The organism is Macrococcus animalis (assembly GCF_047425875.1).
GTDB classification, from domain to species: domain Bacteria; phylum Bacillota; class Bacilli; order Staphylococcales; family Staphylococcaceae; genus Macrococcoides; species Macrococcoides animalis.
This window is the reverse complement of record NZ_CP179727.1, coordinates 1,323,307-1,336,631: the sequence shown is the minus strand read 5'-3', so window position 1 is coordinate 1,336,631 and position 13,325 is coordinate 1,323,307. Positions and strand designations below refer to the sequence as shown.

16 protein-coding genes are annotated in these 13,325 nt (G+C 34.8%); 1 reads left to right on the top strand and 15 read right to left on the bottom strand.

What is annotated here, in order from left to right:
• Positions 1-44: 44 nt before the first annotated feature.
• From ACMGE9_RS06965 to metG, 12 genes are all read right to left on the bottom strand, one after another.
• Positions 45-698 carry a 50S ribosomal protein L25/general stress protein Ctc gene (locus tag ACMGE9_RS06965; RefSeq protein WP_414042102.1) on the bottom strand — a complete coding sequence of 218 codons (654 nt, stop codon included), beginning with the start codon at positions 696-698 and terminating at the stop codon, positions 45-47.
• Between the two features lie 228 nt (positions 699-926).
• Positions 927-1,892, bottom strand: a complete 966-nt coding sequence (locus ACMGE9_RS06960; RefSeq protein WP_414042101.1) for a ribose-phosphate diphosphokinase — start codon at positions 1,890-1,892, stop codon at positions 927-929.
• A gap of 75 nt (positions 1,893-1,967) precedes the next feature.
• Positions 1,968-3,326 carry a bifunctional UDP-N-acetylglucosamine diphosphorylase/glucosamine-1-phosphate N-acetyltransferase GlmU gene (glmU, locus tag ACMGE9_RS06955; protein WP_414042100.1) on the bottom strand — a complete coding sequence of 453 codons (1,359 nt, stop codon included), beginning with the start codon at positions 3,324-3,326 and terminating at the stop codon, positions 1,968-1,970.
• Positions 3,327-3,486: 160 nt separating this feature from the next.
• Positions 3,487-3,870 carry a septation regulator SpoVG gene (gene spoVG, locus ACMGE9_RS06950; protein ID WP_414042099.1) on the bottom strand — a complete coding sequence of 128 codons (384 nt, stop codon included), beginning with the start codon at positions 3,868-3,870 and terminating at the stop codon, positions 3,487-3,489.
• Positions 3,871-3,906: 36 nt separating this feature from the next.
• Entirely contained in the window at positions 3,907-4,284 is a 378-nt protein-coding gene (locus ACMGE9_RS06945) for a RidA family protein (protein ID WP_414042098.1), read from the bottom strand.
• Between the two features lie 14 nt (positions 4,285-4,298).
• Positions 4,299-5,126: a pur operon repressor gene (gene purR, locus ACMGE9_RS06940; protein ID WP_414042097.1), complete on the bottom strand. Its 828-nt coding sequence runs from the start codon at positions 5,124-5,126 to the stop codon at positions 4,299-4,301.
• A 60-nt stretch (positions 5,127-5,186) separates the two neighbouring features.
• Positions 5,187-6,038, bottom strand: a complete 852-nt coding sequence (gene ispE / locus ACMGE9_RS06935) for a 4-(cytidine 5'-diphospho)-2-C-methyl-D-erythritol kinase (protein WP_414042096.1) — start codon at positions 6,036-6,038, stop codon at positions 5,187-5,189.
• Positions 6,039-6,166: 128 nt separating this feature from the next.
• Positions 6,167-6,430 carry a biofilm formation stimulator Veg gene (gene veg, locus ACMGE9_RS06930; protein WP_096077819.1) on the bottom strand — a complete coding sequence of 88 codons (264 nt, stop codon included), beginning with the start codon at positions 6,428-6,430 and terminating at the stop codon, positions 6,167-6,169.
• A 98-nt stretch (positions 6,431-6,528) separates the two neighbouring features.
• Complete coding sequence (gene rsmA, locus ACMGE9_RS06925) at positions 6,529-7,419, bottom strand: 16S rRNA (adenine(1518)-N(6)/adenine(1519)-N(6))-dimethyltransferase RsmA (RefSeq protein WP_414042095.1); 891 nt, start codon at positions 7,417-7,419, stop codon at positions 6,529-6,531.
• On the bottom strand, positions 7,406-7,969 hold the full coding sequence (rnmV, locus tag ACMGE9_RS06920; protein WP_414042094.1) for a ribonuclease M5: 564 nt from the start codon (positions 7,967-7,969) through the stop codon (positions 7,406-7,408). Before rnmV ends, rsmA begins: the two co-directional genes overlap by 14 nt.
• 109 nt (positions 7,970-8,078) lie before the next feature.
• A complete protein-coding gene (locus tag ACMGE9_RS06915) occupies positions 8,079-8,852 on the bottom strand; it encodes a TatD family hydrolase (protein WP_414042093.1) in 774 nt (257 codons plus the stop codon).
• Between the two features lie 21 nt (positions 8,853-8,873).
• Positions 8,874-10,847, bottom strand: coding sequence for a methionine--tRNA ligase (metG, locus tag ACMGE9_RS06910; RefSeq protein ID WP_414042092.1), 1,974 nt, complete (start codon positions 10,845-10,847; stop codon positions 8,874-8,876).
• Positions 10,848-11,150: 303 nt separating this feature from the next.
• On the opposite strand from metG, the gene ACMGE9_RS06905 reads away from it, so the two are divergent.
• The gene (locus ACMGE9_RS06905; protein ID WP_414042091.1) at positions 11,151-11,426 is read left to right on the top strand and encodes an AbrB/MazE/SpoVT family DNA-binding domain-containing protein; all 276 of its coding nucleotides are present in this window, start codon (positions 11,151-11,153) and stop codon (positions 11,424-11,426) included.
• Positions 11,427-11,509: 83 nt separating this feature from the next.
• On the opposite strand, the gene rsmI is transcribed toward ACMGE9_RS06905, so the two are convergent.
• The 3 genes from rsmI to ACMGE9_RS06890 are packed head-to-tail and all read right to left on the bottom strand — an operon-like array spanning position 11,510 to position 13,315.
• Complete coding sequence (gene rsmI, locus ACMGE9_RS06900) at positions 11,510-12,343, bottom strand: 16S rRNA (cytidine(1402)-2'-O)-methyltransferase (protein ID WP_414042090.1); 834 nt, start codon at positions 12,341-12,343, stop codon at positions 11,510-11,512.
• A complete protein-coding gene (locus ACMGE9_RS06895) occupies positions 12,340-12,594 on the bottom strand; it encodes a GIY-YIG nuclease family protein (protein WP_414042089.1) in 255 nt (84 codons plus the stop codon). The genes rsmI and ACMGE9_RS06895 overlap by 4 nt, the downstream gene beginning before the upstream one ends.
• Positions 12,587-13,315 carry a tRNA1(Val) (adenine(37)-N6)-methyltransferase gene (locus ACMGE9_RS06890; protein ID WP_414042088.1) on the bottom strand — a complete coding sequence of 243 codons (729 nt, stop codon included), beginning with the start codon at positions 13,313-13,315 and terminating at the stop codon, positions 12,587-12,589. The genes ACMGE9_RS06895 and ACMGE9_RS06890 overlap by 8 nt, the downstream gene beginning before the upstream one ends.
• Positions 13,316-13,325: the final 10 nt, after the last annotated feature.

Below are 13,325 nucleotides of genomic sequence, written 5' to 3'. Positions count from 1 at the left end.
TAAAAAAAGAGACATACAAATGTATGCCTCTTGGAATTGAATTATTATTCAGCTTTTTCTTCAGTAGCTTCAGCTGCTTCTTCACCAGCTTCAGTACCATCTGCCGCTTCACCTTCAGCTGCTTCTTCGCCTTCTTCAGCAGGCTCTTCAACTGTCGGAGGTACGATAGAAACAATTGCTTCATCATCTTCATTGTTGATTGTGTAAGCTTTATCTGCTTTTAACTCACCAACCATGATTGAATCACCAATATTTAATTCTGTAACGTCAACTTCGATGTTTTCAGGAATATCGTCAGGCGTTGCAGTAACTGATAATTGGAATAAAGGTTGTTGAACTACGCCACCTTCTTTAGTACCAATAGCTTCACCAACTAGGTTTACAACTACATCAACTGTTAATTCTGCTTTCATGTTGATTGCTAAGAAGTCGATATGCGTAATTTTGTTTTTGATTGGGTTGATTTGGTAATCTGATACCATAACTTTAATTGTATTTGAACCTACTTCAAGTTCAATAACACCGTTACGACCAACTTCACGAATTACTTTAATGAATTCTACCTCTTCTACTTTAACTGAAGTATTTTTAGCACCGAATCCATAAACTACTGCTGGAATCTTGCCTTCGTTACGTACTTTGTTTAAGCTTGAACGTGTTTGTTTGCCTTGTCTGATTATTGCTTTTAATTTAGTCATAATAATGTTACTCCTTTTGTGCGCAATCTCTTTGCGCTCCTACACTTACCCATCAGTTGTGGAAACCTGCTTGCAAGCGTTTATTTGTCTTAAATGCTCTTCACATAATTGATATATACCCTGATTAAATTGTTATAAACATAAATATTTTTATTTTTTATTTAAAAAGTATAAAAATATATTATTCGCTTTAATACCGAACGTTAAGGCTATTTAATTAATCATTGATTAATCAAATAAAATACTCACTGATTCTTGTTCATAAACACGAACGATTGCTTGTGCTAATAACTCACCTACTGATAATTGTTTAATTTTCGCTGGTTTGTTTTCTTCCGGTAATAGAATTGAGTTAGTAACTACTAATTCTTTGATTGCGGAATTTTCTATTCTTTCATAAGCTGGGCCAGATAATACTGGGTGTGTACAACATGCATAAACTTCTTTTGCACCTTTGTCGATTAACGCCTGAGCTGCTAAGGTAATCGTTCCTGCAGTATCGATAATGTCATCAATGATGATTGCAGTTTTACCATTGATATCTCCAACAATGTTCATAACTTCTGATACATTTGGTTTCGGACGGCGTTTATCGATAATTGCAATTGGTGCTTTTAATCGATCAGCCATCTTACGTGCACGAGTTACTCCACCGTGATCAGGTGAAACGATAACTAATGATTCTTTGTCAATTTCTTCTTTCGCTTCGAAATAATCAGATAAAATCGGCACACCCATTAAGTGGTCAATCGGTAGATCAAAGAATCCTTGAATTTGTGGCGCATGTAAATCTAATGCGATTACGCGGTCTGCACCAGCTTTTTCAATCATATCTGCTACTAATTTCGCAGTAATTGGTTCACGGCTACGCGCTTTACGATCTTGTCTTGCATAACCATAGTAAGGCATTACAACGTTAATTGTTACTGCTGAAGCACGTTTTAATGCATCAATCATAATTAATAATTCCATTAAATGTTCGTTTACTGGATTTGACGTTGGTTGGACGATAAATACGTCACAACCACGAATACTTTCTTCGATATTGATTTGAACTTCGCCATCACTGAAACGTTTGACACTTGATTTACCTAAAGGAATGCCTACTTCTTTCGCAATTTCCTCAGCTAAAGGTTGATTGGCGTTTAAAGAAAAAATCTTTAAAGTGGTATTTCTGTATTCATTGTTCATCATTTTGTAATGCCCCCATTTAGATATCTTATTATTATCATTTCGACTTATGATTCGTGACCTTAACATTATACATTACTATTCTTTATCGTAGTAGCCTTCTTTTGTCGTTTGTCTCGCACGACCTAATGCTAAACTTTTATTTGGTACATTATCAGTAATTGTAGAACCTGCTGCAACGAATGATGCGTCACCAATATGTACTGGTGCTACTAAATTCGAGTTACATCCAATAAATGAATCTTTTCCAACAACTGTTTTAAATTTATTTTTACCATCATAATTCACTGTAATCGCGCCACATCCGATATTAGTACGTTCGCCAATTTCAGCATCACCTATATAGCTTAAATGAGATACTTTTACTTCATCTTCTAATTTAGACTTTTTAATTTCTACGAAGTTTCCTATTTTCACTTCTTTACCAACATCACTACCTGGTCGAAGTTGTGCAAAAGGCCCAATTGCAGTTCTTTCATCAACGAATGATTCTGAGATATATGATTGTTTAACAACAACACTATCTTTGATTTCACTGTTTTCAATTGTTGTATGTGCTGTTATTACTACACCTTCTCCAATCGTCGTGTTACCTTTTAACATTACGCCTGGCTCAATGACAGTATCTGCACCAATGACTACGTTCTTATCAATATATGTTGTTAATGGATCGATGATTGTAACACCATTCATCATATGTTCTTTATTAATACGTAAACGCATTGTTTGTTCAGCAATTGATAAGTTATAACGATCATTTATGCCTAAAGTCTCACTAAAGTCTTCTGTTACAAACGCTTCAACTAATTCACCTTGTGAACGTAATAATTTAATAACGTCTGGTAAATAATATTCACCTTGTGCGTTATCGTTATCAACTTGTTTTAATAATTTGAATAACAATTTATTATCGAAACAGAATGTACCTGAACTGATTTCGTTTACTAACTTTTCTTCGATATTTGCATCTTTTTCTTCAACAATACGTTCAACTGCACCATGTTCATCACGAATAATACGTCCATAGCCAAATGGCGTATTTGTTTTTGCGGACAAAATCGTCGCCTTTGCTCCTGTATTTTCATGATGTGCTACAAAACCTTGAATTGTTTCTTCAGAAATTAACGGAGTATCGCCACAAATAACGATTGTCGTACCTTCTTTATTTGCTAAATACTCTTCAGCCATTTGAACAGCATGTGCCGTTCCTAACTGTTCTGTTTGCATACTGAACTGTGATTGATCAACTAGTGCATCCTTCACATCTTCTGCACCGTAGCCTACAATTGTTACTATGTCAGTAACGCCAGCAGCTTTAATATTATCTATTACATGCTGTACCATTGGTTTACCACATACCGGGTGTAATACTTTATGAAGCTTTGATTTCATACGTGTACCTTTTCCAGCAGCTAAAATTACAGCTTGTCTTGTCATACTCGTTTCCTCCATTAGTTCAATCTTTTTTATTTATAAGCATCGCCTAAACTTAGAAGAGCTCAGTTAATTTTATTTTAACATAAATCATCCATTTTACGAAAAACAAAAAAGAAGTAGCAACCGCTACTTCTTCATTAAATAAATTATATTTATAAGTTTATTTCAAATCTTCTTCAACTGTAGTCTCTGAATCAGATTCTACTAAGTTCGGTGATGTTTCACTTGTCGCATCATCTGCTGTGTCAACTTTAGCATCATTACTATGCCCTAATTCATTTGGTTCAATTGCTTCAGTTTCATCATATACTTTCATTACTGCAGCTTGGATTTCTTGACGCATCTCACTATTGATAGGGTGCGCGATATCACGAAATTCACCGTCAGCGGTGCGTTTACTTGGCATTGCAACAAATAAACCGTTATTGCCTTCAATAACACGTAAATCGTGAATTACAAACGCCTCGTCTAACGTAATCGACACTAATGCTTTCATTCTACTATCCGTAGCTAATTTTCTCATTCTAACGTCTGTGACTTTCATCTTAGATAGCCTCCTAATATAATGTAAGTTAAAAATCTACTTAACTTTTAGAGCTACCGCTTCAATTTCAACTTTTACATCTTTAGGTAAACGACTTACTTCAACGCAACTTCTTGCTGGAAGATGTTCTTTAAAATATTCACCATATACTTCGTTGATGATTGGAAAATCATTCATATCACTAATAAAAATCATTGTTTTTACTACTGAGTTTAAATTTGATCCACTTTCTTCTAATACAGCTGATAAGTTCACTAATACTTGCTTCGTTTGCTCTGCAACGTCATCACTAATAACTTCACCATCTATTGTTAATGGAATTTGTCCACTTGTGTATACCATATTATTAACTACAATCGCATGACTGTAAGGTCCGATTGCTGCAGGTGCATTTTTCGTGAAAATAGATTTCATGATGATATCTCCTTTTATTTAGAAAATTTGTCTAAGCAATTACCTTTTTCAACTGTAAAAGACTGATTGTATTCATCGACGTCGGATAATTTCACTAAAGAGGTATAGTCTTGAATCAAGCGATTTTTAACTTCTTTTGATTCTACTAAGACAGTTACCCCCTTAACTGTTGCTTTAAACTCATTCATTAAATTCATGACGCCCATAATTGAGCCACCCGCACGCATAAAATCATCTACAATTAGTACTTTAGAGCCTTCAGGCAATGTCCTTTTTGATAATACCATTGTTTCAATTTTTCGTGAAGAACCTGAAACATAATTTATAGAAACTGTTGATCCTTCTGTAACTTTATTATCTTTCCTAATGACAACGACTGGTAAATTCAAGATACTTGCAACAGCATTTGCTAATGATATTCCTTTCGTAGCAATCGTTACAACAGCATCTAACTCTTCTTCCATATACATAGTAGCAATTAATTTACCAACTTGGTTCAACAAACTTGGTGTTCCAACTAAGTCTGACATGAATAAATACCCACCAGGCAGCAAACGTTCTTTCTCTTGAAGCATCTCGCATAAAGACGAAATCAATTGATCTGCTTCTTTATAGAACATCTTATGTCTAAACGTCACACCACCACTGGCTCCAGCAGTTGTTGTAATAGTACCTATTTCCTCTTTAACGAACGTATCTTTAATAATCTGTACATCTTCACTGATTGAAGACTTAGCTTGTCCGAACTTTTCCACGAAATATGTCAGTGGTACAAGTTCATTTGGATGACTTAGTAAATAACTCGTCATATAAACGATTCTTTCACTTCTTTTAAACTTCATAGATATCCCTCTTTACGCATATTGTACAATAAATATAACACAAATGTTCGGACTTTTATATTAGCCGAGCATTCGTACCATATAAACTTCTTTACAGCATCCTTTAAGTGCATTCACAACACTTTTTGCCTGGCGTTCTTTCGCAGCTAATCCATATACTGTTGGACCACTCCCACTCATCATGGCTATGTCTGCGCCAGCTTTCATCATCGTATCTTTCAGTGTTTGAATAATCGGATGCATTTCAATTGTTACAGCTTCTAAACGATTTCCTAAATGCAGAATCATTTCATTATAATCACCCTTCTCAATTGCTTCAGCACATGCTTTACTATTAATTTTATCATGTGGTTTTGTCAAATCGAGACCTGTATACACTTCTTGGGTAGATACACTAATATCTGGTTTAGCGAGTATAACCCAACAGGCTGGCGGCTTCGGTAGATGCTCTAACTTTTCACCACGCCCTGTACATAAACTCGTCTTACCGTGTACGCAAAATGAAATGTCAGAACCAATTTCAGCTGCATGTTCCGCTAATGTATCAAGTGACAAACCTAAATCAAACAAGCGATTCATTCCGCGGAATGTCGCTGCTGCATCACTTGAACCACCCGCCAATCCTGCTGCAATTGGAATCGTCTTATCAAGTGTAATTGTGACGCCACAATCAAGGTTATATCTCTCTATCATAATCTTAGCCGCTTTATAAGCTAAATTACGATTATCGTTAGGTACGTAAAGATGCTCAACTTTAAGCACGATTTTATTGTCTGTACGCTTTTCAAGTGTCAAACGATCATATAGGTCTACTGTCGTCATAATCATCTCAACTTCGTGATAACCGTCTGCTCGTTTATATAAAGTGTCTAATGTCAAATTAATTTTTGCTGATGCATTTTCATAAATCATAATAATTCCTCACTAAATAAAGATTTGATACTATTTTATCACAAGTCGAGCAATACAAATTCATGTATTTCAAAAATAAAAAAACAAAAAAATTAAAGCCTACTCTTAAAAAGAATAGGCTTTAATTATTATTGTACAAGAAATTCTTCTTGCTGATCGTTTACAAATGTCACTTGCACGTTTTCGGTCAATACGTCAGTATATGTATATGACACGCGTTCAAAATTATGTTTATCTTGGTCTAATTCAACCACGAAAACTGATGGATAAGTTTCTTTAAGCACTCCACGGCGCTCAATTAACTTTTTACGTCCTCCATTAGCTCTTAGTACAATCTGATTTCCTAACTGACAATCAAGAATTTTTTTGATGTCTACTAATGTTTTTGGCATAGAAACCCACCTCGCTATGCTTTCAATTATAGCATTTTGCATGTATTTAGTCAATAAAATTTTTAATTTTATCAATTTAAATTCCACTTGTCAATATTTTATATCACTATTTCAGGGTAATTTTTAATATTATTTGCAAGTTGTGCAAATTCCTCTAAAGAAAGACTCTCTCCACGACGACTTGGTGAGATATCACTGCTTTCAAGCCAAGAGATGATGACATCCTTGTATTCTTTACTGTTTGAAAATAAACTCATATAATTATTTAAAATTGTCTTTCTACGTTGTACAAATGCACCGCGTGTCAGTTTGAAATAAAGTTTCTCATCATCTACTTTAACACGAGGTTCAGGTAGTGTTGTCAATTTCACCACTAAAGAGTCCACATTTGGCGGTGGCATAAAAACGCCTTTAGGTACAATCATGACACGCTTAACATCTGTATAATATTGAATCGCAATTGATAATGACCCATATGCTTTCGTTGATGGTACAGCCGTTAATCGCTCTCCGACTTCTTTTTGCATCATCACAACATAACTATAAATCTTTAAATGCTGTTCTAGTAATCCCATTAAAATCGGTGTGGTAATATAATACGGTAAGTTTGCTACGACAAAAATTTCGTCACAGTCGCTTAAATGGGTATCAATCGCTTCTTGTACGTTTGCTTTTAAAATATCTTCATTAATCACGGTTACATTGTCATATGGACTTAAAGTATCGCCTAAAATCGGAATCAAACGTTGGTCAATTTCAAAAGCTAACACGTGCTTTGCTTTACGTGCTAATTGCTCTGTTAATGACCCCATACCTGGACCAATCTCAATCACGCCACATGTTTCATCAATCCCTGCAGAATCAATAATATTACGAATAACATTAGGATCTACTAAGAAATTCTGCCCTAAGCTTTTCTTAAATTTAAAACCGTATTTGTTCAACAATTCTTTCGTACGGGTCGGTGTTGCAATATCATTCATTTCCATCGTAATTCTCCTTATATTCTAAATTCAAAGCATCTAATACATCCGCTTCAGTTATACCAAATGCATTTAATCTATGAAATAACTGCTTACCATTACAATAACCAATTCTTAAATTCTTACACAATTCCTTACGCTTTGTGGCCGCATATGGCCCTATAATTAAACCTAAATCCACAAGTAACGCCTTTGACACAGTTTCAGAATCATGCTCAAAAGGTGATGAAACACTTACAAGCGCTTCACGAATCGCCTCTACAGGAGCATGTTCAATGCCTATTTTACCACGCTTATTGCATGCAATATCTACATCAATAAACGCATGTTTCACATTTGTAACACGTTGTTCAATTGTTTTTCTTATCTTATTTCCTGGGTAATCAGGATCAGTTAATACGATAACACCACGCACTTCTGCCGCATGTGCAATCATCTCAATTGTCTCATCATTAATGGCAGAGCCATTTGTCTCAATCGTATCACATTCAACAGCCATCTTCACACGTGTCGTATCATCCTTACCTTCAACAACAATCATTTCATTTATTTTCATATCAATCTTTCCTTTTTACTTAATATACAATATTACAATTATACTTGATATTTAAGAAATGGATAGAGTATTCGTAACAAAAAAATAAGTAGAGACAAAAAGTCTCTACTTATTTTCCTAGTCCACCAAACAACAGTTCCGCATTCTTAGTCGTTTTTTTAGCAACTTCTTCAAAGCTAATTCCACGTAAACTTGCAATTTCTTCTGCCACAAGTTTCACATGCATTGGTTCATTACGTTTTCCACGGTATGGGTGTGGTGTTAAATATGGTGCGTCTGTCTCTACGATTAACTTATCAAGCGGCACATGTTTCGCTACTTCTTTTGGTTGTTTTGCATTTTTAAACGTCACTGGACCACCTAAAGAGATAATGAAGTTTAGTTTCAATACTTCATCGCATGTTTCAGGGCTACCACTGAAACTATGCATCACGCCACCCACTTCATGTGCATTCTCAGATTTCAAAATTTCAATGACATCAGCTGTCGCTTCACGATTATGAATGACAATCGGTAACTTCACTTCTTTAGCAAGCTGTATTTGACGCTTAAACACTTCTTTTTGAACATCTTTCGGCGACTTATCCCAGTGATAATCCAATCCCATCTCACCAATCGCTACGATTTTAGGATGTTTTGATAATTCTTTAATCCACTCATAATATTCATCATTGAAATCAATGGCATCAACTGGATGCCATCCAATTACACCATACACAAACTCATAATCTTCAATAAGCTTCATAGTACGTTTAATCGTCACTTCATCAAATCCGACAACAATCATACGGTCAATGTCGTTTTCAAGTGCTCTATCAATAACTTCTTGTAAATCCTCTTCATACTGATCTGCGTTTAAATGAACGTGCGTGTCAATTAACACAATATCACTCCTCGTGATTTATTATTTTACGATTGAGCCGTTCTCAATTGCATTTGGCACACTCACTAATGTTAATGCTCCATCTTTTTCAGCTGATAGAATCATACCTTCTGATTTCTCACCACGTAGTTCCACTGGTTTTAAATTCGTAACAACGACTACTTTTTTACCAATGATGTCTTCTGGTTTGTAGAATTCTGCAATACCAGAAACGATTTGACGTTGCTCATTGCCTAAATCCACTTGGATTTTTAATAATTTTTTCGCTTTTTTCACGTAATCTGCATCAATGATTGTTGCAGTCTTTAATTCAACTTCATTGAATGTGTCAATAGTGATTTCTGGTTTACTTGGTAATTCTTCTTTTTCTTCTTCAGCTTGGGCTGGTGGTTGCATTGTACTCTTAATGAATTCCACTTCAGCTGCTGCATCTAAACGTGGGAATATTGGTGTAGCTTTCTCAACTACTTTTAAGTCGCTGAACTTACCATAAGTATCAAGACTCGCAAATTCGAATAATGTTGGGTCTTGAATGTTTAATTGGTTAAAGATTTTTGTCGGTGCTTCTGTTAAGAATGGACGTAACATTACTGTAGCAAAACGAATATTTTCAACGAGATGGTACATTACGCTTTCAAGCAATTCCTTTTGCGTTTCGTCTTTAATTAAAATCCAAGGTGTTGTTTCATCGATATATTTATTCGTTCTTGAAATCAACTTCCACACTTCTTGAAGTGCTATTGAGTATTGTAAGTTCTCCATTGCAGTATCATATTTTTCTTTTGTTTCTATTGCTAATGCTTCAATTTCAGCATCAACTTCATGCATTTGACCTTTGTATCCAGTTAAATTGCCAGCGAAATATTTATTAATCATAGCAATGGTACGGTTCACCAAGTTACCTAAGTCATTTGCTAAGTCAAAGTTTGTGCGATCAACGAAAGCTTCAGGCGTGAACACACCGTCTGAACCGAATGGTAATTCACGCATTAAGTAGTAACGTACCGCATCAAGACCGTAACGGTCGATTAAGATATGAGGATCTACTACGTTCCCTTTAGACTTACTCATCTTACCGTCTTTCATTAAAATCCAACCGTGTGCGAATACTTTCTTCGGTAATGGTAAATCTAATGCCATTAATAATACTGGCCAAATAATTGTATGGAAACGGACGATTTCTTTCGCCATGATATGCACATCTGCTGGCCAATACTTTTTGAAATCAGTATCATCTTCAGACAGATAACCTAGTGCTGAAATATAGTTTGTTAGCGCGTCAATCCAAACGTACACGACGTGTTTAGGATTAGATGGCACTTTGATACCCCAATCAAAAGATGTACGTGAAACAGCTAAATCTTCTAAACCAGGCTTAATGAAATTATTTAACATTTCATTTTTACGCGACACTGGTTGAATGAACTCTGGATGCGCGTCATAGTATTCAACTAAACGGTCAGCGTATTTACTCAACCTAAAGAAATAACTTTCTTCTTTTACTAGTTGTACAGGATGACCTGAGTCTGGACTCTTACCGCCAACAATTTTGTCGCCTTCCATGATTGGGTCAACTAATTGCGTTTCAGTATAAAAAGTTTCATCTGGAACTGAATACCAACCTTCATATTCACCCAAGTAAATGTCATCTTGCGCTAATAATTTCTCAAATACTTTTTCAACAACCATTTTATGACGCTTTTCAGTTGTTCTAATAAAATCATCATTTGAAATATCAAGTTTATTCCACAATGCCTGAATATCTTCAATAATTTCATCTAAATATTCAATTTCAGATTTTCCTGCAGCTTGGGCTTTTTCTTGGATTTTTTGACCATGTTCATCTGTACCTGTTAAGTATTTTACATCGTAGCCTTGCATTCTTTTGTAACGCGCGATTGCATCAGCTGCTACTGTTGAGTATGCATGGCCAATATGTAACTTACCACTCGGGTAATATATTGGTGTTGTTATATAAAAAGTATTGTTCGTCATGTTCGTCCTCCTAGTAATATCTATCTATTAAATATACAGAAGTTTTCACGTTTTTTCAATATGACTAATCTTTACAATTCGACAAGTAAATTTATTAATGTAATGTAAAATCAAGTAAAGTTTTGTATTACTGAATATTACATTACATTACCAAACCATTACAAATAAAGAATTCGAAGATATTTTGTTGACAATGTAAAATAACGGTAGTACACTCTTATTAAGACAAATGTCGAACTTAGCACATGTTTTTGTCGAATTAACTATAAATACAACAAAATCAAATTTTGGAGGAAATATATTATGAAATCTACAGGTATCGTAAGAAAAGTTGACGAATTAGGGCGCGTAGTTATTCCAATCGAATTACGTCGTATTTTAGACATCGCTGAAAAAGACGCTTTAGAAATCTACACTGATGCAGATAAAATTATCTTAAAAAAATATAAACCAAGCATGACTTGTGCTGTAACTGGTGATGTATCAGAAGATAACTACTTATTAGCTGGTGGTAAATTAGTATTATCTAAAGAAGGTATTGAACAAATCTTAAAAGAGATTGAAAATAAAGAAAAATAATACCATATATAAAAAAGAGATTCAGAAATTGTACTGAATCTCTTTTTTATATGGTTTTTCATTTATTTCTTGTTATTATTCCTTCAATCAACGTGATAAATTTGATATACCTCATTTTTCTTCATATCACGATCCACTGCTACTTGTTTAATCGCATCTTTATTGCGCAAGCCTTCTTTAACGTAATGATTTACATGAGCTTCTATAGACATCTCAGACCACCAATTGACGTCATTTTGACCATTACTACCTTCTATTACAATGACAAATTCACCTTTTAAATTAATATCCATATCTAATCGCCCTATTATATTTGTTACGTTATCTGTCTCTACTTGCTCAAACTTTTTCGTTAATTCACGTGCAATTGAAATTTTTCGTTCACAATCAATTTTTTCAATCGTCTCTAACGTATGTTTAATACGGTATGGTGATTCATATATTATTAAGGTATGTGGTAATGCCATAAGACTCACAAGCCTGTCTTTCTTCTCACTATCTTTACGTGGCAAGAATCCATCGAATAAAAATGAATAAGAACTAATCCCACTTGTCATTAGTGCGGTAAGTGCAGCATTGGCACCCGGTATTGTTTCGACTTTAACCCCTTTTTCACGTGCAACTACAACAAGTTCATAACCTGGATCACTGATGAGCGGTAATCCGGCATCCGACACTAAAGCGATATTTTCACCTTGTATTAATAGTCCGATGATATACTCTGTAACTTGCTCTTTGTTGTGTTCATGATAACTTTTAAGAGGCGTTTCTATTTCATAGTGCATTACTAATTTTTTTGTCACACGTGTATCTTCACAAAGTATGATATCCGCTTCTTTTAATGTTCTTACCGCTCTAAATGTAATATCTTCTAAATTTCCTATCGGTGTACCGATTAAATACAAGGTCCCACTCATAAGGTACCTCCTTGGATTAATTTGATTTTTTGTTGGCGTGTCAATTGCTTAATTGCATATTCACGCTGCATCGCTGCACTTTTAGTATCGAAATGTTCTTCATAAACAAGCCTAACAGGCAATCGCATACGCGTATATTTTGCTCCTTTACTTGCATTATGTGTTTCTAATCGTTTCTCTAAATTATTCGTATAGCCTGTATAAAGTGTACCATCACTGCATTCTAAAATATAAATAAAATGACTAGCCATAATATACCTCAAGCATCTCCATGGAATATTCATTGTCGTTGTCATATATATAAAAGGGTGGCATAACTTTAACATCAGGCTTTCCACCCTTAATCCCCTCCACAATAACAGTAATCGCTTGTGGTTTCTTTGGAGAAGAATAAACAGGATGGATTATTTTCGGTTCAACACCACTTAAGCGCATGTCGGTCAACACATCAATCAAACGATCTGCACGTTGAACAACAACCATCTTACCGCCTTGCTTCAACAAATGATTCGCAGCTCTCACACAATCTTGAAACGTACATAATACTTCTGTTCTAGCAATGCGATGCGCTTCTTTTAAGTGTTGAAACTCTTGGTTCGCTCTGAAATATGGCGGATTGCATGTAATAACATCAAACTGACTTGGAATAAAATTTTGTTTCACTACTTTAATGTCCATCTCGTGTACACAAATTTGTGAATCAAGTTTATTATATTTAACAGAACGTCTCGCCATATCAACTAGTTTTGGTTGTATTTCAATTGCTTCAATAGGCATCTCAGTTCTATTAGATAATAATAACGGAACGATACCGTTACCCGAACAAATATCCATCACTTTATCTTTTTTCTTCAAAGAAGTTAAATGAGCAAGTAATAAAGCATCCGTTGAAAAAGAAAATACATCATCATTCTGGATAATTGATAAATCCTCTTTAATTAATTGATCTAATCTTTCATTCTCTAATAACATAATTATTCCT

Coding starts and splice junctions, on each gene's coding strand:
- rnmV (WP_414042094.1), bottom strand. CDS start 7,969: ATGAAAATAAATGAAATGATTGTTGTTGAAGGTAAGGATGATACGACA.
- ispE (WP_414042096.1), bottom strand. CDS start 6,038: ATGATTTATGAAAATGCATCAGCAAAAATTAATTTGACATTAGACACT.
- ACMGE9_RS06905 (WP_414042091.1), top strand. CDS start 11,151: ATGAAATCTACAGGTATCGTAAGAAAAGTTGACGAATTAGGGCGCGTA.
- glmU (WP_414042100.1), bottom strand. CDS start 3,326: ATGACAAGACAAGCTGTAATTTTAGCTGCTGGAAAAGGTACACGTATG.
- rsmI (WP_414042090.1), bottom strand. CDS start 12,343: ATGAGTGGGACCTTGTATTTAATCGGTACACCGATAGGAAATTTAGAA.
- ACMGE9_RS06960 (WP_414042101.1), bottom strand. CDS start 1,892: ATGATGAACAATGAATACAGAAATACCACTTTAAAGATTTTTTCTTTA.
- ACMGE9_RS06890 (WP_414042088.1), bottom strand. CDS start 13,315: ATGTTATTAGAGAATGAAAGATTAGATCAATTAATTAAAGAGGATTTA.
- rsmA (WP_414042095.1), bottom strand. CDS start 7,419: ATGGAAATGAATGATATTGCAACACCGACCCGTACGAAAGAATTGTTG.
- metG (WP_414042092.1), bottom strand. CDS start 10,847: ATGACGAACAATACTTTTTATATAACAACACCAATATATTACCCGAGT.
- ACMGE9_RS06945 (WP_414042098.1), bottom strand. CDS start 4,284: ATGAAATCTATTTTCACGAAAAATGCACCTGCAGCAATCGGACCTTAC.
- veg (WP_096077819.1), bottom strand. CDS start 6,430: ATGCCAAAAACATTAGTAGACATCAAAAAAATTCTTGATTGTCAGTTA.
- ACMGE9_RS06895 (WP_414042089.1), bottom strand. CDS start 12,594: ATGGCTAGTCATTTTATTTATATTTTAGAATGCAGTGATGGTACACTT.
- ACMGE9_RS06965 (WP_414042102.1), bottom strand. CDS start 698: ATGACTAAATTAAAAGCAATAATCAGACAAGGCAAACAAACACGTTCA.
- spoVG (WP_414042099.1), bottom strand. CDS start 3,870: ATGAAAGTCACAGACGTTAGAATGAGAAAATTAGCTACGGATAGTAGA.
- purR (WP_414042097.1), bottom strand. CDS start 5,126: ATGAAGTTTAAAAGAAGTGAAAGAATCGTTTATATGACGAGTTATTTA.